We start from the raw sequence: 17,451 nt of genomic DNA, 5'->3' as shown, positions 1-17,451 counted from the left end.
TATCCACAACGACCCGGCGGGGCCGGCTGTGGATGACCTGATTGTCTAGTTATCCACCGGGGCGCAGATGACCTGCACCCCCTGGGTTTTGATCGCCCGGGCCGCCTCGGCGGGCAGTCGCTCATCGGTGATGAGCACGTCCACCCTTTCCCAAGGTAGTTCCAGATTGGGAATTCGCCTGCCCAGCTTGCTCGCCTCGGCCATGACCACCACCTCGCGCGCCACCTCGGCCATTACCCGCGACAGCGACAGATGCTCGTTGAAGGTGGTGGTGCCGCGCTCCGGATCGAGGCCGTCGGCGCCGATGAACAGCTGGTCGAAGTCGTAGGATCTGAGTACCTGCTCGGCGACCTGCCCCTGGAAGGATTCCGAGTGCGGATCCCAGGTGCCGCCGGTCATCAGCAGCATGGGTTCCTGTTCCAACTCGCGCAGGGCGGTGGCCACCTGCAGGGAATTGGTCATGACCACCAGCCCGGGACGGCGATCGAGTTGCGGGATCAGCGCTGCCGTGGTGCTGCCGCAGTCGACGATGATCCGTGCATGTTCGCGCAGGCGCCGCGCCGCGGCCCTGGCGATGGCCTGCTTGAAGGGCGATGCCTGGGGCGGAGCCTCGGTCAGCAGCTCCTGGGGCATGGCCATCGCACCGCCGTAGCGGCGCAGCAGCAGCCCATTGCGCTCGAGGGCGGCCAGGTCCTTGCGGATGGTGACCTCGGAGGTCTCCAGCTGGCGGGCCAGTTCGTCCACGCTGACCTCGCCCTGCTCCTGGAGCTGGGCAAGGATGGCATGGCGACGCTGGGCGGTGTTGCGACGGGTCATAGATTTCGATTCGAAAGATAATGGATCGAATCAAAACCTAATAGCAGGCCGGCGTCAAGCCTTGGGGGCCTTCTTCGGTCGCTGCCAGCCGGTCTTGTTGACCTGCCGCGCCCGCCCCAGCGCCAGGGTATCAGCCGGAACGTCCGCCGTGATGACCGAGCCTGCCGCCGTGGTCGCGCCGGCGCCCAGGCTGACCGGCGCCACCAGCGAGCTGTTGGAACCCACGAAGACGTCCGCGCCGATTTCGGTTCGAAACTTGTTGGCGCCGTCATAGTTGCAGGTGATGGTGCCTGCGCCTATGTTGCTGCCGGCACCGATGCTGGCATCGCCCAGATAGGTCAGGTGACCGGCCTTGGCGCCGTCCTGCAGATGGGCGTTCTTGAGTTCGACGAAGTTGCCTACATGGGCCTTGCTGCCCAGTTCGCTGCCCGGGCGCAGACGGGCGAAGGGACCGACGTCGGCGCCCTCCCCGACCACGGCGCCGTCCAGATGACTGTTGGCCTTGATGATGGCGCCGCGCTTGAGCACGCTGTCCTTGATCACGCAATTCGGACCGATGCTCACGCCGTCTTCCAGCACCACCCGGCCTTCGAGAATGACGTTGACGTCGATGGAGACGTCGCGACCCGCCTCGACCTGGCCACGCTGATCGAAACGCAGGGGATCCAGCAGGGTCACGCCCTGCAGCATCAGGCGCTCGGCGGCGCGCTGCTGGAAGTGCCGCTCCAGCTGGGCCAGTTGCCGGCGATCGTTGGCGCCCTGCACTTCCATGGCGTCCGCCGGCTGGCTGGTGGCGATGGTCAGGCCGTCCGCCACCGCGAGGGCGATGACGTCGGTCAGGTAGTACTCGCCCTGGGCGTTGCTGTTGGACAGGCGACCCAGCCAGTCCGCCAGCCGCCGACCGGGTACCGCGAGGATGCCGGTATTGCCTTCGCGAATGGCGCGCTGGGCGTCGCTGGCGTCCTTGTGCTCGACGATGGCGGTTACCCGCCCCTGCTCATCGCGCAGGATGCGGCCATAGCCGGTGGGATCGTCCAGCTCCACGGTCAGCAGCGCCAGATGGCTGTCATCCACCTGCTGCAGCAGGCGCTGCAGGGTCTCGGTCTGGATCAGGGGCACGTCGCCATAGAGGATCAATACCCGCTCCGCCGTCAGCGCCGGCGCCGCCTGGGCCACGGCATGGCCGGTACCGAGTTGCTCGGCCTGGACCACGAAGCTGACGTCGTCGGCGGCCAGCTGGCTGCGGACCTGGTCGGCGCCATGGCCGATGACGACGTGGATGCCGGCCGGCTGCAATTCGCGGGCGCGGTCGAGGACATGCCCCAGCATGCTGCGACCGGCCACGGGATGCAGCACCTTGGGTAGAGCGGATCTCATGCGGGTGCCCTGGCCAGCAGCCAGGATGACGATTTCCAGGGACATCGGAACCTCGGAGACAGAGGGAAGAGACGAGCCGGCGACCGAAGGCGACAGGCGCCTTGCAAGTCCGACCACGCGAAATTTCTCGCCCACTTTTCGGGCGACAAAAGAAAAGGGTAGCCGAAGCTACCCTTGTCGTTACAGCCTGACCTTGCGCTTAGCGCTTGGCCTGCCGCTTGAGCTGCTGGATGGTGCGCAGCTGGGCGGCGGCTTCGGCGAGCTGAGTGGCGGCAGCGGTGTAGTCGAACTCCGTGCCCTTGTCGCTCAGTGCTGCCTCGGCGCGCTGCTTGGCTTCCAGAGCGGCAGCTTCGTCGATGTCACCGGCGCGGCTGGCGGTATCGGCCAGCACTTCGACGACATTCGGCTGCACTTCCAGAAAACCGCCGGAGATGTAGAACACCTCCTCGGCGCCCCCGGCCTTGACCAGGCGGATGGGGCCCGGTTTCAGATCGGTGAGCAGCGGCGCATGGCCCGGGGCGATACCCAGATCACCCAGGTGGCCGTGGGCGATGATCATCTCCACCGCGCCGGAGAAGATTTCCCCTTCCGCGCTGACGATGTCGCATTGGACTGTCTTGGCCATAGCGTGCCTCTAAGAGCGCCCGTCGCCGGGCGCGGCAGTTACAGTTTCTTGGCTTTCTCGATGGCTTCGTCGATGCTGCCGACCATGTAGAACGCCTGCTCGGGCAGGTGATCGTAGTCGCCACGCAGGATCCCGGAGAAGCCAGCGATGGTGTCCTTGAGGGACACGTACTTGCCGGGCGAACCGGTGAAGACTTCGGCCACGAAGAACGGCTGGGACAGGAAGCGCTGGATCTTACGAGCGCGGGATACCAGCTGCTTGTCGGACTCGGACAGTTCGTCCATGCCCAGAATCGCGATGATGTCCTTCAGCTCCTTGTAGCGCTGCAGCACGTACTGGACGCCGCGAGCGGTGTCGTAGTGCTCCTGGCCGATCACGTTCGGGTCCAGCTGGCGCGAGGTGGAGTCCAGGGGATCGACCGCCGGGTAGATACCCAGGGAGGCGATGTCACGGGACAGAACCACGGTGGCGTCCAGGTGGGCGAAGGTGGTCGCCGGGGACGGGTCGGTCAAGTCATCCGCAGGGACGTAGACGGCCTGGACGGAGGTGATCGAACCCAGCTTGGTGGAGGTGATGCGCTCCTGCAGGACACCCATCTCCTCGGCAAGGGTCGGCTGGTAGCCCACCGCGGACGGCATACGACCCAGCAGCGCGGACACTTCGGTACCGGCCAGGGTGTAGCGGTAGATGTTGTCGACGAACAGCAGGACGTCACGGCCTTCGTCACGGAATTTCTCGGCCATGGTCAGACCGGTCAGGGCCACGCGCAGACGGTTGCCCGGCGGCTCGTTCATCTGGCCATAGACCAGGGCGACCTTGTCCAGAACGTTGGAGTCCTTCATCTCGTGGTAGAAGTCGTTCCCTTCACGGGTACGCTCGCCCACGCCGGCGAACACGGAATAACCGCTGTGCTCGATGGCGATGTTACGGATGAGCTCCATCATGTTGACGGTCTTGCCCACGCCGGCGCCGCCGAACAGGCCGACCTTGCCGCCCTTGGCGAAGGGGCAGACCAGGTCGATGACCTTGATGCCGGTTTCCAGCAGGTCGTTACCACCGGCCTGCTCTGCATAGGACGGGGCCTTGCGGTGGATTTCCCAGCGCTCTTCCTCGCCGATGGGGCCGGCTTCGTCGATGGGGTTGCCCAGGACGTCCATGATGCGGCCGAGGGTCTTGACGCCGACCGGGACCTTGATGGCCTCGCCGGTGTTGCCCACGTTCAGGCCGCGCTTGAGGCCTTCGGTGCTACCCATGGCGATGGTACGGACCACGCCGTCGCCCAGCTGCTGCTGGACTTCCAGGGTGGTTTCGGCACCCTGCACCTTGAGGGCGTCAAAGACGCGCGGTACCGCGTCGCGCGGGAATTCCACGTCGATCACGGCGCCGATGATTTGTACGATACGTCCGCTACTCATTTCGCGTTCCTCGAATGTTTAAGCTGTCCGTCAGACCGCGGCGGCGCCGCCGACGATTTCCGAAATTTCTTGGGTGATCGCAGCCTGGCGAGCCTTGTTGTAGACCAGCTGCAGCTCCTTGATGAGATCGCCGGCGTTGTCGGTGGCGTTCTTCATCGCGATCATCCGCGCGGCCTGTTCGCTGGCAGCGTTCTCGACCACGGCCTGGTACACCTGGGATTCCACGTAGCGCACCAGCAGACCGTCGAGCAGGGTCTTGGCGTCGGGCTCGTAGAGGTAGTCCCAATGCTTACCTTGCAGCTCACCGCCCTCGGCCGGTACCAGGGGCACCAGCTGCTGGATGGTCGGCTTCTGGGTCATGGTGTTGACGAAGACGTTGGACACCACGTACAGACGGTCGATACGGCCGTTCAGGTAGGCATCCAGCATCACCTTGATGCTGCCGATCAGATCGCCGATCGCCGGGGCTTCGCCGAGGTGGCTGATGGCCGCGACCACGTTGCCGCCGAAGCTGCGGAAGAAGGAGGCACCCTTGGCCCCGATCACCGCCAGATCGATTTCCACACCCTTGCCGCGCTGGTCGCTCATGTCGCGGACCAGAGCCTTGAACAGGTTGGTGTTCAGACCACCGGCCAGACCCCGATCGGAGCTGACCACGATGTAACCGACGCGCTTGACCTCGCGTTCCACCATGAAGGCATGGCGGTACTCGGGGTTGGCGTTGGCCAGGTGGCCGATCACAGCGCGGATGCGCTCGGCATAAGGCTTGCTGGCAGCCATGCGGGCCTGAGCCTTACGCATCTTGCTGACCGCAACCTTTTCCATGGCGCTGGTGATCTTCTGTGTGCTTTTGATGCTCGCGATCTTGCCGCGAATCTCTTTTGCGCCTGCCATGTGACACCTATCGGGTTGGCAAACGGGGGCTGGCGCCCCCGTCGCGGCTTACCAGGTTTGCGTGGCCTTGAACTTCTCGATTCCCGCCTTGATGCCGGCGTCGATCTCGTCGTTGAAGTCGCCCTTCACGTTGATCTTGGCCATCAGGTCGGCGTGATCGCGGTTGAAGTAGGCGATCAGGGCCTGCTCGAAGCTACCGATCTTGTCCAGGGACACATCGCTCAGGAAACCACGCTCGGCGGCGTACAGGCTCAGGGACATCTCGGCGATGGACATGGGCGCGTACTGCTTCTGCTTCATCAGCTCGGTGACGCGCTGACCATGCTCGAGCTGCTTGCGGGTGGCTTCGTCCAGGTCCGAGGCGAACTGGGCGAAGGCCGCCAGTTCACGGTACTGGGCCAGCGCGGTACGGATACCGCCGGACAGCTTCTTGATGATCTTGGTCTGGGCCGCACCACCCACACGGGATACCGAGACACCGGCGTTGACCGCCGGGCGGATGCCCGAGTTGAACAGGCCGGCTTCCAGGAAGATCTGGCCGTCGGTGATGGAGATCACGTTGGTCGGAACGAAGGCGGACACGTCGCCGGCCTGGGTCTCGATGATCGGCAGTGCGGTCAGCGAGCCGGTCTTGCCGGTCACGGCGCCGTTGGTGAACTTCTCGACATAGTCGGCGGAGACGCGGGAGGCGCGCTCGAGCAGACGGCTGTGGAGATAGAACACGTCGCCGGGATAGGCTTCACGGCCCGGCGGACGACGCAGCAGCAGGGAGATCTGGCGATAGGCCACGGCCTGCTTGGACAGATCGTCATAGACGATCAGGGCGTCTTCACCGCGGTCGCGGAAGTATTCGCCCATGGTGCAACCCGAGTAGGGTGCCAGGAACTGCAGGGCCGCCGATTCGGACGCACTGGCTGCCACCACGATGGTGTTGTGCAGAGCGCCGTTCTCTTCCAGCTTGCGCACCACGTTGGCGATGGTCGACTGCTTCTGACCAATGGCGACGTAGACGCAGCGGATGCCGCTGTTCTTCTGGTTGATGATGGCATCGATCGCCATGGCGGTCTTGCCGATCTGACGGTCACCGATGATCAGCTCGCGCTGACCGCGGCCTACCGGGATCATGGCATCGACGGCCTTGTAGCCGGTCTGCACCGGCTGGTCGACCGACTGACGCCAGATCACGCCCGGTGCGACCTTCTCGACGGCGTCGGTGGCGCTGGCGTTCAGCGGACCCTTGCCATCGATGGGGTTGCCCAGGGCGTCGACGACGCGACCCAGCAGTTCCGGACCAACCGGGACTTCCAGGATGCGGCCGGTGCACTTGGCGCTCATGCCTTCGGCCAGACCCAGGTAGCTACCCAGGACCACGGCGCCGACGGAGTCCTGCTCCAGGTTCAGCGCCATGCCGTAGATGCCGCCGGGGAATTCGATCATTTCGCCGTACATGACGTCGGCCAGACCGAAGATCCGCACGATACCGTCGGACACGCTGACGATGGTGCCTTCGTTGCGGGCTTGCGAGGTCACGTCGAGTTTCTCGATGCGACCCTTGATGATTTCACTAATTTCGGAAGGATTGAGTTGCTGCATGCTACTGCCCCTTCAAACTCAAGGTTTCAACGCTTCGGCCAGTTGCGCGAGCTTGCCGCGAACGGAGCCATCGATTACCAAGTCGCCGGCGCGGATTACCACACCACCGATCAGGCTCGCATCCTCGGATGCATTTAGTCGCACTTGTCGACCTAGCCTTGCGCTGAGAGCCTTGGCGAGTTTGTCTTGCTGTTCGTCGCTCAAGGCGAAAGCACTAGTGACTTCCGCCTCAATGGATTTTTCCTGCTCGGCCTTGTACGCCTCGTAAATCTCGGCGATGGCCGGGAACAGGTCGATCCGGTCGTTTTCTGCCACGGTCCGAACGAAGTTCTGGGACTGTGCATCCAGCTGATCGCCACATACGTCGATGAGCAATCCGGCCTTGGCGTCCGCAGTCAACTGCGGCTGCTGAAGCAGCTGGCGCACGGTCCCATCTTGGGATACCGCGGCGAGCAGCCCTAGCGCGGCCGACCATTGGGTCAACTGCTGCTGGGACTGTGCGAACTCGAAAGCCGCCTTGGCATAGGGCCGGGCCAGCGTGTTCAGTTCTGCCATTGGTGGCCTCGCTTAGATTTCCGCTGCCAGTCGGTCGACCAACTGGGCATGAGCATTGGCATCAACGGTCGATCCGAGGATCTTCTCGGCGCCGGCCACGGCCAGCACGCCGACGCGAGCACGCAGAGCGTCCTTCGCGGTGTTGATTTCCTGCTCGATTTCCGCCTGAGCCTGCGCCTTGATCCGGTCGCCTTCGGCACGGGCCTTGGCCTGTGCGTCCTCGACGATCTGAGCGGCACGCTTGTTGGCTTGCTCGATGATCTCGGCTGCTTGACCCTTGGCTTCGTTCACTTTCTGGTTGGCTTGCTGCTGTGCCACTTCCAGATCACGAGCCGCGCGGTTGGCAGCGTCAAGGCCATCGGCAATCTTCTTCTCACGCTCACGCAGCGCCGAGATGATCGGCGGCCACACGTACTTCATGCAGAAGAGCACGAAGATGAAGAAGGCAACGGACTGGCCTATCAGGGTTGCATTAATGTTCACGCCAACACCTCGCTCGTTCGTTGTCCATCAGTCCTGCCTACACCCGCGAGGGTGATCAGCCGGCGATCTGACCAACGAAGGGGTTAGCGAAGGTGAAGAACAGGGCGATACCAACACCGATCATGGTCACGGCGTCGAGCAGACCGGCGACGATGAACATCTTGACTTGCAGCATCGGAACCATTTCCGGCTGACGAGCGGCGCCTTCGAGGAACTTGCCACCCAGCAGACCGAAGCCAATGGCGGTACCCAGAGCGCCCAGGCCAATCAGCAGAGCAACGGCGATCGCGGTCAAACCAACTACAGTTTCCATCTTTCCTCCCGACTTTTTTAGTCGTCTTGGTTAAGGTTGAAGCGAAAAAGTTTTCCCAAGTTACCCGGCGGACAGGGCCCGCCGGGACTCACGGCAGAACCGCCTCCGGACGCCGTCAGCAGCGCCCGGGGGCCATTCCTTAGTGACTTTCTTCGTGCGCCATCGACAGGTAGACGATGGTCAGCATCATGAAGATGAAGGCCTGCAGGGTGATGATGAGGATGTGGAACACCGCCCACGCCCACTGCAGCACGATACCCAGACCGCCCAGTGCCAGACCGTTGGCGAACATGATGGCGATCAGGATGAAGATCAGCTCGCCCGCATACATGTTGCCGAACAGTCGCAGCGCCAGCGAGATCGGCTTGGCGATCAGGGTGACGAATTCGAGCAGGAAGTTGATCGGAATCAGGATGATCTGCAGCAGCGGATTCTTGCTGCTGAACGGGTGCAGGGTCAGCTCGCCGAAGAAGCCGCCGAGACCCTTCATCTTGATGCTGTAGAAGATGATCAGGCCGAACACCGACAGGGCCATGCCCAGGGTGGCGTTCGGGTCGGTGGTGGGCACCACGCGGAAGTAGGTGTGCTCGCCGAACAGCATGCCGGCCACGGACGGCAGCCAGTCCACCGGCACCAGGTCCATCAGGTTCATCAGGAAGATCCAGACGAAGATGGTCAGAGCCAGGGGCGCGATCAGGGCGTTCTTGCCATGGAAGGTGTCACGGACGCTGCCGTCGACGAATTCCACCAGCACTTCGACGAAGTTCTGCAGGCCGCCGGGCTGACCGCTGGTGGCCTTCTTGGCGATGCTGCGGAACAGCACCAGGAAGATCAGGCCGAGGGCGACCGACCAGCCGAGGGTGTCCACGTGGAAGGCCCAGAAGCCCATTTCCTTAGCTTCAGCGGGGGTGTGGGCGAAGCTCCAGCCGTTCACCGGATGCATACCATAGGTCAGGTTCTGCAGGTGGTGCTGGATGTAGCCCGAAGCGGAGTCTGCTGCCATGTGTGCCTCGAATGCCTTAAGGTCTAGTCGGTTTTTTCAGTAGCAGGGGCGCGCCGGCATTAACCATCAGCGTCAACAGGTAGACACCGAACAGTGCAGGAGCCGAAAGCGGTTTTACCCCGGCAAACGTCAGTGCAAAGAGCACTGCCGTGAGAATCAGTTTGCCCGCCTCGCCCGAGTAGAAAGAACGGACGATGTCTCGGGCGGCATGGGCGCCGCGATAGCGGAACGCCTTGAACGAAAAATACAGATTGGGCAGCCAGGCAATCAGCCCGCCCAACAATCCGGAATAACCGGCGACCTTACCGACGAAGCAAGACAAGACAACGGCGGCACACGACGCGACAGCCAGTTGGACGAGCAGCAGGCGAAAGGCAGGCTGGTGATGGAAGGGCAGGCGTTTGGGCGTGCGGCGGTCCATCGGCTCGAAGTCCTCTGGTGTCGGCATAATAGTTGTTTTCACTGGCATGCTTTGTGCCGACAAAAAGCGGGCAAAGTATAGGGGCGCGTCTGGAGTGGTTCAAGCCACCCCGGACAGATTGCCGCCCAGCCTTGCAGGCATTTGTGTCAGCGAATGTGCGCCAGTACGCCTTGAAGTTCGTCCAAAGAGGTGTAACGGATCACCAGTTGACCCTTGCCTTTCTCGCCATGGCGGATCTGCACGTTGGCGCCCAAACGTTCGGCCAGACGCTGCTCCAGCCGGCTGATGTCAGGATCCACCGCAGGCGCCTTCTCGACCGGCTCCGCGCCGCTGAGCCACTGGCGCACCAGGGCTTCGGTCTGGCGGACGGTGAGCCCCCGTGCGACAACGTGCCGCGCCCCTTCGGCCTGGCGGGCCTTGGGCAGGCCGAGCAGGGCGCGGGCATGGCCCATCTCCAGCTCGCCCCTGGCCAGCAGGTCCTTGGCGTCTTCGGCCAGGGCCAGCAGGCGCAGCAGGTTGGTCACGCCCGAGCGCGACTTGCCGACGGCTTCGGCCACCTGGGCCTGGGTCAGCTCGAATTCGTCCTGCAACCGCTGCAGGGCCATGGCCTCTTCCAGCGGATTGAGGTTCTGCCGCTGGATGTTCTCGATCAGCGCCAGGGCGATAGCCACCTGGTCGGGCACATCGCGCACCAGCGCGGGGATGCGGTCCAGGCCGGCCTGCTGGCTGGCGCGCCAGCGGCGTTCACCGGCGATGATCTCGTAACGGCCTTCGCCGATGGCACGCACCACGATGGGCTGCATCAGCCCCTGGACGCGAATGGAGTTGGCCAGCTCTTCCAGAGCGGTCGGATCCATGTGCCGGCGCGGCTGGTACTTGCCGCGCTGGATGATGTCCACCGGCAGCGATTGCAGTTCGCTGACCGGGGTGGCGGCGGCCTGCTCCTGCAGGACCTTGACGCTGGCACCGCCGAGCAGGGCGTCGAGACCGCGGCCCAGACCTCGTTTCTTCACAGCCATGGGGATTCCTTAGGCAGTCTTGGCGACGCGAGCCGCCTTGCGCTGACGTTTGACCAGCTCGCTGGCCAGCTCCAGATAGGCCGCGGCCCCCTTGGAGCTCTTGTCGTAGACCAGCGCGGGCATGCCGTAGCTGGGGGCTTCGGCCAGGCGGACGTTGCGCGGAATGATGGTTTCGTAGAGCTCGTCGCCGAAGTGCTGCTTGAGCTGGGCGGCGACGTCGTTGGCCAGGCCGATGCGCGGATCGAACATGGTGCGCAGCAGGCCTTCGATCTTCAGCTGCGGATTCAGCCGCTGGGCGATGTGCTGGATGCTGCCGATCAGATCGGTCAGGCCTTCCAGGGCGAAGTATTCGCACTGCATGGGGATGATCACGCCATCGGCGGCCACCAGCCCGTTGATGGTCAGCATGGACAGCGACGGCGGGCAGTCGATGAGCACGTAGTCGTAGTTGTCCCGCACCGGGGCCAGGGCATCGCGCAGGCGACTCTCGCGCCCGCTCATCTCCAGCAGCTCGACTTCCGCGGCGGTGACGTCGCGGTTCGAGGGCAGCAGCTGGTAGCCGCCGTGCTCGGAAAAGTGCATGGCGTCGAGCAGGCCGCAGGCGCCGGTGAGGACGTCCAGCACCGAATGCTCCAGGGCATGCTTGTCCACCCCGCTGCCCATGGTGGCGTTACCCTGGGGATCGAGGTCGATCAGCAGCACCTTGCGCCGGTTGGTGGCGGCCAGAGAAGCGGCGAGATTGATGCACGTCGTGGTCTTGCCCACCCCGCCCTTCTGGTTGGCTATCGCGTAAACCTTGGCCATGTACCGCCTTACCCCTCTCCGTTCGTGCGGCGCAGTATCAGCAAGTGCCGCTGGCCTTGGCAACCGGGAACCGCGAGGACGTGCGCCGCCGCAACCCGGAAATCCGCTGGTAGCTTGGCCAGCTCGTCGTCGGGGTGTAGCCCCTTCATCGCCAGCCACTGTGTTTGGTTGTCGCCCAGGTGGCGTGTCCAGTTGGCGAAGTCGTCGATGGCGCTGAACGCCCGCGAGACGATGCCGGTGAAAGGCGCGGCGGGCTGATAGGCCTCGACGCGGGCATGCACCACCTCGAGATTGGTCAGGCCCAGCTCGATCCTGGCCTGGGTCAGGAAGCGCGTTTTCTTGCCGTTGCTGTCGAGCAGGGTGAAGCGCGACTCCGGAAAGAGGATCGCCAGGGGAATGCCCGGCATGCCGCCGCCGCTGCCCACGTCCAGCCAGTGCCCGGCGCCCACGTAGGGGACGATGCTGAGGCTGTCCAGCAGGTGCCGCGAGACCATCTCGTTGGGATCGCGCACCGCGGTGAGGTTGTAGGCCTTGTTCCACTTGACCAGCAGGTCCAGGTAGCCCAGCAGGCGCTCTTCCACGGCGGCGGACAGCGCCACGCCGAGCGTCTCGGCGCCCTGGCGCAGTTCGTTGGCTTGAATCGCGCTGGCCATCAGGCGCTGTGCTCCAGGCTGCGACCGGCGCTGCGCTTCTTCAGGTGGATCAGCAGCAGCGAGACCGCCGCCGGGGTGACCCCGGGAATGCGCGAGGCCTGACCGAGGGTTTCGGGACGGGCCTGGGCCAGCTTGTGCTGAATCTCCTTGGACAGGCCGGAGATGCTGGCGTAGTCCAGCTCGGCGGGCAGCGCCACGGCGTCGCTGGCGCGCAGCCGCTGGATCTCGTCCTGCTGGCGATCGATGTAGCCGGCGTACTTGGTCTTGATCTCGATCTGCTCGGCGACCTGGGTCTCGGCCGGCGTTTCGCCCACCGCGGCCATCAGGCCGGCGTAATCGATCTCCGGGCGGGCCAGCAGGTTCTGCAGGTTGTATTCGTGGTTGAGCGGGGTGCCGAAGCGTTCGGCCACCGCCGTGCCCTGGGGCGTGCCCGGACGGATCCAGGTCGCCTTGAGGCGCTGCTCTTCCAGGGCGATGCCCTCGCGCTTGGCTTCGAACAGCGCCCAGCGCTGATCGTCCACCAGGCCCAGCTCGCGACCCTTCTCGGTCAGGCGCAGGTCGGCGTTGTCTTCGCGCAGGATCAGCCGGTATTCGGCGCGCGAGGTAAACATCCGATAGGGCTCCTGGGTGCCCAGGGTGATGAGGTCGTCCACCAGCACGCCGAGGTAGGCCTCGTCGCGGCGCGGACACCAGGCCTCGCGGCCCTGGGCGCGCAGCGCGGCGTTGGCACCGGCGAGCAGCCCCTGGGCGCCGGCTTCTTCGTAGCCGGTGGTGCCATTGATCTGGCCGGCGAAGAACAGGCCGGCGATGACCTTGGTTTCCAGGCTGTACTTGAGATCCCGCGGATCGAAGAAGTCGTATTCGATGGCGTAGCCGGGTCGCAGGATGTGGGCGTTCTCCATGCCGCGCATGGAGCGCACCACCTCGAGCTGCACATCGAAGGGCAGCGAGGTGGAGATGCCGTTGGGATAGAGCTCATGGGTGGTCAGACCCTCGGGCTCGAGAAAGACCTGATGGCTGTCCTTGTCGGCGAAGCGGTGGATCTTGTCTTCGATGGACGGACAGTAGCGCGGCCCTACCCCTTCGATCACGCCGGAGTACATGGGCGAACGATCCAGGTTGGCGCGGATGATGTCGTGGGTGCGGGCATTGGTGTGGGTGATCCAGCAGCTGACCTGCGCCGGATGCTGCTCGCGATTGCCGAGAAAGGACATCACCGGCAAGGGAGTGTCGCCAGGCTGCTCGGTCATCACCGAGAAGTCCACCGAGCGGCCGTCAATGCGTGGCGGCGTGCCGGTCTTCAGTCGCGATACCCGCAGCGGCAGTTCACGCAGGCGCTGGGCCAGGGCGATGGCCGGCGGGTCCCCGGCTCGTCCACCGCTGTGGTTCTGCAGACCGATGTGGATAAGACCACCGAGGAAGGTCCCGGCGGTCAGCACCACGTTGTCGGCATGGAATTTCAGGCCCATCTGGGTGATCACGCCGGCGACGCGATCGCCTTCGACGATGAGGTCGTCGCAGGCCTGCTGGAATATCCACAGGTTCGGCTGATTTTCCAGCGTGTAGCGGATGGCCGCCTTGTACAGCACGCGATCGGCCTGGGCGCGAGTGGCGCGCACGGCAGGTCCCTTGCGGCTGTTGAGAATGCGGAACTGGATGCCGGCGAGATCCGTGGCCGCGGCCATGGCGCCGCCCAGGGCATCGATCTCCTTGACCAGATGGCTCTTGCCGATGCCGCCGATGGCGGGGTTGCAGCTCATCTGGCCGAGAGTTTCCACATTATGCGTGAGCAGCAGGGTGCGCACACCCATGCGAGCGGCCGCCAGGGCCGCTTCGGTACCGGCATGGCCGCCGCCGATCACGATGACGTCGAAACGGGAAGGAAAGTCCACCACGCACCTCGTGCCTGTTGGCAGGAATTCAAAGGAAAGCCGGCAAGTATAAGGCCTGGACGTCGCTTGCAGAAGGGGGCTCTGGCCAAAAAATGATCAGCCGGCCTGGCAGACACCCAATATAAACAATAGGGAAGAAAGTTTTAAAAGGACTGATATAGAGCTTATGTATATGCAGGCCCTTCGCTGTGGATAAGCCTATGCAGACCCCGTCAGCGCTGGGCTGGGGAAAACCTGAACCCCGTGTACGTCTTGTGCTGTGGATGAATACAAGCTCTCAGCATCCTGTGGACCCTTTGCCCGCTTATCCACAACGCCAGTCATGGACAGTTCGTGAACCGATTTATGGGCAGACCTCAGGCAGGGTTATCAACAGGACTCTGGAAAGGGGAGATGAGGACAGCCAAGGCCTGCGTTGCACAGGCCGGGAACGGCGGAAGGGAGGCTATTTGCCGATGCAGAAGCTGGAGAAGATGCGCCCGAGCAGGTCGTCGGAGCTGAAGGCGCCGGTGATCTCGCCAAGCACCTGCTGGGCCTGGCGCAGGTCTTCGGCCAGCAGCTCGCCGGAGCCGGCCAGGGTGAGTTGGCGATAGCCGTGGTCCAGGGCGCTGGCAGCCCGCTGCAGGGCATCCAGATGGCGGCGGCGGGCGCTGAAGCCGCCTTCGGTGGTCTGTTCGAAGCCCATGCAGGCCTTGAGATGCTCGCGCAGGGCTTCGATACCGGCGCCATCGGTGGCGCTGAGACTGATCTCGACCGGCTCGGTCGCCAGCAGCCCGGTGGGCTCACCGGTGAGGTCGGCCTTGTTGCGGATCACCGTCAGCTTGTCCAGCGGCGGCCGGGTGCTCAGCAGTTCCGGCCAGAGCGCCTGGGGATCCCGGGCTTCCGGAGCGCTGGCGTCCACCACCAGCAGCACCCGGTCGGCGCCGGCAATGGCATCCAGGGCGCGCTGGACCCCGATCTGCTCGACCCGGTCGCTGGTGTCGCGCAGGCCGGCGGTATCGACCACATGCAGCGGCATGCCATCGAGGTGGATATGTTCGCGCAGGACATCCCGGGTGGTGCCGGCGATGTCGGTGACGATGGCGGCCTCACGCCCGGCCAGGGCGTTGAGCAGGCTGGACTTGCCGGCATTGGGACGACCGGCGATCACCACGGTCATGCCGTCGCGCAGCAGGGCGCCGCGGTTGGCTTCGCGCTGGACCTCGTGCAGTTCGGCCTGGACGCCCTCCAGCAGGCCCTGGACCCGGCCATCGGCGAGGAAGTCGATCTCTTCCTCGGGAAAGTCGATGGCCGCCTCGACATAGATGCGCAGGCGGATCAGCTGTTCGACCAGGCTCTCCACCCGGCGCGAGAATTCGCCCTGCAGCGAACGCAGGGCATTGCGCGCCGCCTGTTCGGTGCTCGCCTCGATGAGGTCGGCGATGGCTTCGGCCTGGGCCAGGTCGAGCTTGTCGTTGAGAAAGGCGCGTTCGCTGAATTCACCCGGCCGGGCCAGGCGGGCGCCCTCTTCCAGGGTGCGGCGCAGCAGCAGGTCGAGGATCACCGGGCCGCCATGGCCCTGGAGTTCCAGCACGTCTTCGCCGGTGAAGGAGTTGGGACCGGGAAAGAACAGCGCGATGCCGGCGTCCAGCACGCTGCCGTCGGCGGCGAGGAAGTTGCCGTAGTGGGCATGCCGGGGCGGCAGCTCGCGGCCGCAGATCGCCCGCGCCAGCGGGGCGGCCAGGGGACCGGAGACGCGGACGATGCCGACGCCGCCGCGCCCAGTGGCGGTGGCGATGGCGGCGATGCTGTCGGAAGGCAGGGACATGACGATCCTCCAGAAAGCACGACGCCCCAATCAAGGGGCGTCGTGTGGACAGGGTGAGCGGGGTCAGGCCTTCTTGCTGGCCGCCTCGATCTTCCGGGTAATGTACCACTGCTGCAGGATCGACAGGCAGTTGTTGACGATCCAGTACAGCACCAGACCGGCCGGGAACCACAGGAAGAAGAAGGTGAAGATGATCGGCATCATCTTCATGACCTTGGCCTGCATGGGATCCGGCGGTGCCGGGTTGAGCATCTGCTGCACCAGCATGGTACCGCCCATGATGATCGGCAGGATGAAGAAGGGATCCTTGGCCGACAGGTCGGTGATCCAGAACATCCAGGGCGACTGGCGCATCTCGACGCTTTCCAGCAGCACCCAGTACAGCGCCAGGAACACCGGCATCTGCACCACGATGGGCAGGCAGCCACCCAGGGGATTGATCTTCTCCTTGCGGTACAGCTCCATCATCGCCTGGGACATCTTCTGGCGATCGTCGCCATACTGTTCCTTCAGCGCCTGCAGTCGCGGGCCGACGGCACGCATGCGCGCCATGGAACGGTAGCTGGCGGCGGACAGCGGGAAGAACAGCATCTTGATGATGATGGTCAGGACGATGATCGACCAGCCCCAGTTACCCAGGATGCTGTGGATATGCTGCAGCAGCCAGAAGATCGGCTGGGCGATGAACCACAGGAAGCCGTAGTCGACCGTCAGTTCCAGGCCGTGGGACAGGGTCTTGAGGTGCTCCTGGATCTTCGGACCGGCATAGAGGGTCAGCGAGGTCTCGCCCTTGCCACCCGCCGGCACGCTGAACTGCGGACCGGTGAAGCCGACGATGTAGTTGCCTTGGGCATCCTTGCGGGTGGTGATCTGGTGCTGCTCATCCTTGTTCGGCACCCAGGCGGTGACGAAGTAGTGCTGCAGCCAACCCACCCAGCCGCCCTGCACGGATTCCTGCAGGCGGTTCTTGTCCATGTCGCTCATGGACACCTTGCGATAGGGCTCGGCCGGGGTGCCGACCGCGGCGCCCAGGTAGGTGGACACGCCGGTGGCGGTGGTGGCCGAGGGATCGCCGCTCTTGTCACGCTTGAGCTGGGCGTAGAGCACGCCGTTCCAGGCGTTGGCGCTGTGGTTGTCGATCAGGTAGCTGACCTGGATCTGGTAGGCGTCCGGATTGATGCAGGTGATCTTCTTCTGCGCCTTCTCGGCGTCCGAACAATCGACCTTCAGGCCCCGGTGGAAGGTGAATCTCTTGGTGTAGTCCACGCCATTGGCCTGGTACTTGAGATCCACCACCAGTTGCGGCTGGCCATCGGCGAGCACGTAGCTGGACTGCGCCGAGGTGTACAGCGGACGACCGGCGCTGTTGGCATCGGGTCCGTTGGCACCGGTCAGGCCGCTCTGGGCCAGGTAGAGACGCTCGTTGCCGTTGTCGAACAGCATGAAGGGAACGTCGGGGTGGTCCTGGCGACGGGGGTACTGCACCAGTCCGAGCTGGACGATGTCACCACCGCGCGGATCGATGGCCAGATCCAGGACGTCGGTACGCACCTTGATGAGCGCGGTGCTCGGTTGGGCGGCCGAGTTGTCCACTGGCGCCGCGGCCTTGGCATCGGCCGGTACGTCGGTGGGCACGTTGGGGGTATCGCCCGGCAGGACGCTGGTCTGCGTCTTGGCCGTGGGCAGATCGGCCTGGCCGTAATCCTTGTTCCACTGGAAAACCAGGGTGTAGGACACGATCGCCAAGGCGGCAATGAGTAGCGGGCGCTTGATATCCATGT

General features: G+C 64.3%; 17 protein-coding genes. All 17 read right to left on the bottom strand.

Going from position 1 to position 17,451, the window contains the following annotated elements; genetic code table 11:
• Nucleotides 1-45 precede the first annotated feature (45 nt).
• Entirely contained in the window at nt 46-816 is a 771-nt protein-coding gene (locus QKY98_RS04810) for a DeoR/GlpR family DNA-binding transcription regulator (protein ID WP_284670424.1), read from the bottom strand.
• Between the two features lie 54 nt (nt 817-870).
• Nucleotides 871-2,238, bottom strand: coding sequence for a bifunctional UDP-N-acetylglucosamine diphosphorylase/glucosamine-1-phosphate N-acetyltransferase GlmU (glmU, locus tag QKY98_RS04805; protein WP_027598716.1), 1,368 nt, complete (start codon nt 2,236-2,238; stop codon nt 871-873).
• A 154-nt stretch (nt 2,239-2,392) separates the two neighbouring features.
• Nucleotides 2,393-2,818 (bottom strand): F0F1 ATP synthase subunit epsilon, encoded by a 426-nt coding sequence (locus QKY98_RS04800; protein WP_007160117.1) that lies wholly within the window; start codon nt 2,816-2,818, stop codon nt 2,393-2,395.
• A 38-nt stretch (nt 2,819-2,856) separates the two neighbouring features.
• Nucleotides 2,857-4,233, bottom strand: a complete 1,377-nt coding sequence (gene atpD, locus QKY98_RS04795) for a F0F1 ATP synthase subunit beta (RefSeq protein ID WP_007160118.1) — start codon at nt 4,231-4,233, stop codon at nt 2,857-2,859.
• A gap of 30 nt (nt 4,234-4,263) precedes the next feature.
• The gene (atpG, locus tag QKY98_RS04790; protein ID WP_007160119.1) at nt 4,264-5,127 is read right to left on the bottom strand and encodes a F0F1 ATP synthase subunit gamma; all 864 of its coding nucleotides are present in this window, start codon (nt 5,125-5,127) and stop codon (nt 4,264-4,266) included.
• A gap of 48 nt (nt 5,128-5,175) precedes the next feature.
• On the bottom strand, nt 5,176-6,720 hold the full coding sequence (gene atpA / locus QKY98_RS04785; RefSeq protein WP_007160120.1) for a F0F1 ATP synthase subunit alpha: 1,545 nt from the start codon (nt 6,718-6,720) through the stop codon (nt 5,176-5,178).
• Nucleotides 6,721-6,738: 18 nt separating this feature from the next.
• Entirely contained in the window at nt 6,739-7,275 is a 537-nt protein-coding gene (locus tag QKY98_RS04780; protein WP_027598717.1) for a F0F1 ATP synthase subunit delta, read from the bottom strand.
• Between the two features lie 12 nt (nt 7,276-7,287).
• Complete coding sequence (locus QKY98_RS04775) at nt 7,288-7,758, bottom strand: F0F1 ATP synthase subunit B (RefSeq protein WP_007160122.1); 471 nt, start codon at nt 7,756-7,758, stop codon at nt 7,288-7,290.
• Nucleotides 7,759-7,813: 55 nt separating this feature from the next.
• Entirely contained in the window at nt 7,814-8,071 is a 258-nt protein-coding gene (gene atpE, locus QKY98_RS04770) for a F0F1 ATP synthase subunit C (RefSeq protein ID WP_003097235.1), read from the bottom strand.
• A 139-nt stretch (nt 8,072-8,210) separates the two neighbouring features.
• Nucleotides 8,211-9,074: a F0F1 ATP synthase subunit A gene (atpB, locus tag QKY98_RS04765; RefSeq protein ID WP_007160124.1), complete on the bottom strand. Its 864-nt coding sequence runs from the start codon at nt 9,072-9,074 to the stop codon at nt 8,211-8,213.
• Nucleotides 9,075-9,090: 16 nt separating this feature from the next.
• Nucleotides 9,091-9,495, bottom strand: coding sequence for a F0F1 ATP synthase subunit I (locus tag QKY98_RS04760; RefSeq protein ID WP_037006585.1), 405 nt, complete (start codon nt 9,493-9,495; stop codon nt 9,091-9,093).
• A 146-nt stretch (nt 9,496-9,641) separates the two neighbouring features.
• Nucleotides 9,642-10,514 (bottom strand): ParB/RepB/Spo0J family partition protein, encoded by an 873-nt coding sequence (locus tag QKY98_RS04755; RefSeq protein ID WP_027600502.1) that lies wholly within the window; start codon nt 10,512-10,514, stop codon nt 9,642-9,644.
• Between the two features lie 9 nt (nt 10,515-10,523).
• The gene (locus tag QKY98_RS04750) at nt 10,524-11,318 is read right to left on the bottom strand and encodes a ParA family protein (protein WP_007160127.1); all 795 of its coding nucleotides are present in this window, start codon (nt 11,316-11,318) and stop codon (nt 10,524-10,526) included.
• 8 nt (nt 11,319-11,326) lie between these two features.
• A complete protein-coding gene (gene rsmG, locus QKY98_RS04745; protein ID WP_074583345.1) occupies nt 11,327-11,971 on the bottom strand; it encodes a 16S rRNA (guanine(527)-N(7))-methyltransferase RsmG in 645 nt (214 codons plus the stop codon).
• A complete protein-coding gene (mnmG, locus tag QKY98_RS04740; RefSeq protein WP_027600505.1) occupies nt 11,971-13,863 on the bottom strand; it encodes a tRNA uridine-5-carboxymethylaminomethyl(34) synthesis enzyme MnmG in 1,893 nt (630 codons plus the stop codon). The genes rsmG and mnmG overlap by 1 nt, the downstream gene beginning before the upstream one ends.
• 445 nt (nt 13,864-14,308) lie before the next feature.
• Entirely contained in the window at nt 14,309-15,670 is a 1,362-nt protein-coding gene (mnmE, locus tag QKY98_RS04735; protein WP_042134974.1) for a tRNA uridine-5-carboxymethylaminomethyl(34) synthesis GTPase MnmE, read from the bottom strand.
• 63 nt (nt 15,671-15,733) lie between these two features.
• Nucleotides 15,734-17,449, bottom strand: coding sequence for a membrane protein insertase YidC (yidC, locus tag QKY98_RS04730; protein WP_027598723.1), 1,716 nt, complete (start codon nt 17,447-17,449; stop codon nt 15,734-15,736).
• Nucleotides 17,450-17,451: the final 2 nt, after the last annotated feature.

The organism is Pseudomonas sp. HR1 (genome assembly GCF_030175875.1).
Taxonomy (GTDB): Bacteria; Pseudomonadota; Gammaproteobacteria; order Pseudomonadales; family Pseudomonadaceae; genus Chryseomonas; species Chryseomonas oryzihabitans.
The sequence above is the reverse complement of the archived record's forward strand: the minus strand, read 5'-3'. Positions and strand labels throughout refer to the sequence as shown.

Coding starts and splice junctions, on each gene's coding strand:
- QKY98_RS04810 (WP_284670424.1), bottom strand. CDS start 816: ATGACCCGTCGCAACACCGCCCAGCGTCGCCATGCCATCCTTGCCCAG.
- glmU (WP_027598716.1), bottom strand. CDS start 2,238: ATGTCCCTGGAAATCGTCATCCTGGCTGCTGGCCAGGGCACCCGCATG.
- QKY98_RS04800 (WP_007160117.1), bottom strand. CDS start 2,818: ATGGCCAAGACAGTCCAATGCGACATCGTCAGCGCGGAAGGGGAAATC.
- atpD (WP_007160118.1), bottom strand. CDS start 4,233: ATGAGTAGCGGACGTATCGTACAAATCATCGGCGCCGTGATCGACGTG.
- atpG (WP_007160119.1), bottom strand. CDS start 5,127: ATGGCAGGCGCAAAAGAGATTCGCGGCAAGATCGCGAGCATCAAAAGC.
- atpA (WP_007160120.1), bottom strand. CDS start 6,720: ATGCAGCAACTCAATCCTTCCGAAATTAGTGAAATCATCAAGGGTCGC.
- QKY98_RS04780 (WP_027598717.1), bottom strand. CDS start 7,275: ATGGCAGAACTGAACACGCTGGCCCGGCCCTATGCCAAGGCGGCTTTC.
- atpE (WP_003097235.1), bottom strand. CDS start 8,071: ATGGAAACTGTAGTTGGTTTGACCGCGATCGCCGTTGCTCTGCTGATT.
- atpB (WP_007160124.1), bottom strand. CDS start 9,074: ATGGCAGCAGACTCCGCTTCGGGCTACATCCAGCACCACCTGCAGAAC.
- QKY98_RS04760 (WP_037006585.1), bottom strand. CDS start 9,495: ATGGACCGCCGCACGCCCAAACGCCTGCCCTTCCATCACCAGCCTGCC.
- QKY98_RS04755 (WP_027600502.1), bottom strand. CDS start 10,514: ATGGCTGTGAAGAAACGAGGTCTGGGCCGCGGTCTCGACGCCCTGCTC.
- QKY98_RS04750 (WP_007160127.1), bottom strand. CDS start 11,318: ATGGCCAAGGTTTACGCGATAGCCAACCAGAAGGGCGGGGTGGGCAAG.
- rsmG (WP_074583345.1), bottom strand. CDS start 11,971: ATGGCCAGCGCGATTCAAGCCAACGAACTGCGCCAGGGCGCCGAGACG.
- mnmE (WP_042134974.1), bottom strand. CDS start 15,670: ATGTCCCTGCCTTCCGACAGCATCGCCGCCATCGCCACCGCCACTGGG.
- yidC (WP_027598723.1), bottom strand. CDS start 17,449: ATGGATATCAAGCGCCCGCTACTCATTGCCGCCTTGGCGATCGTGTCC.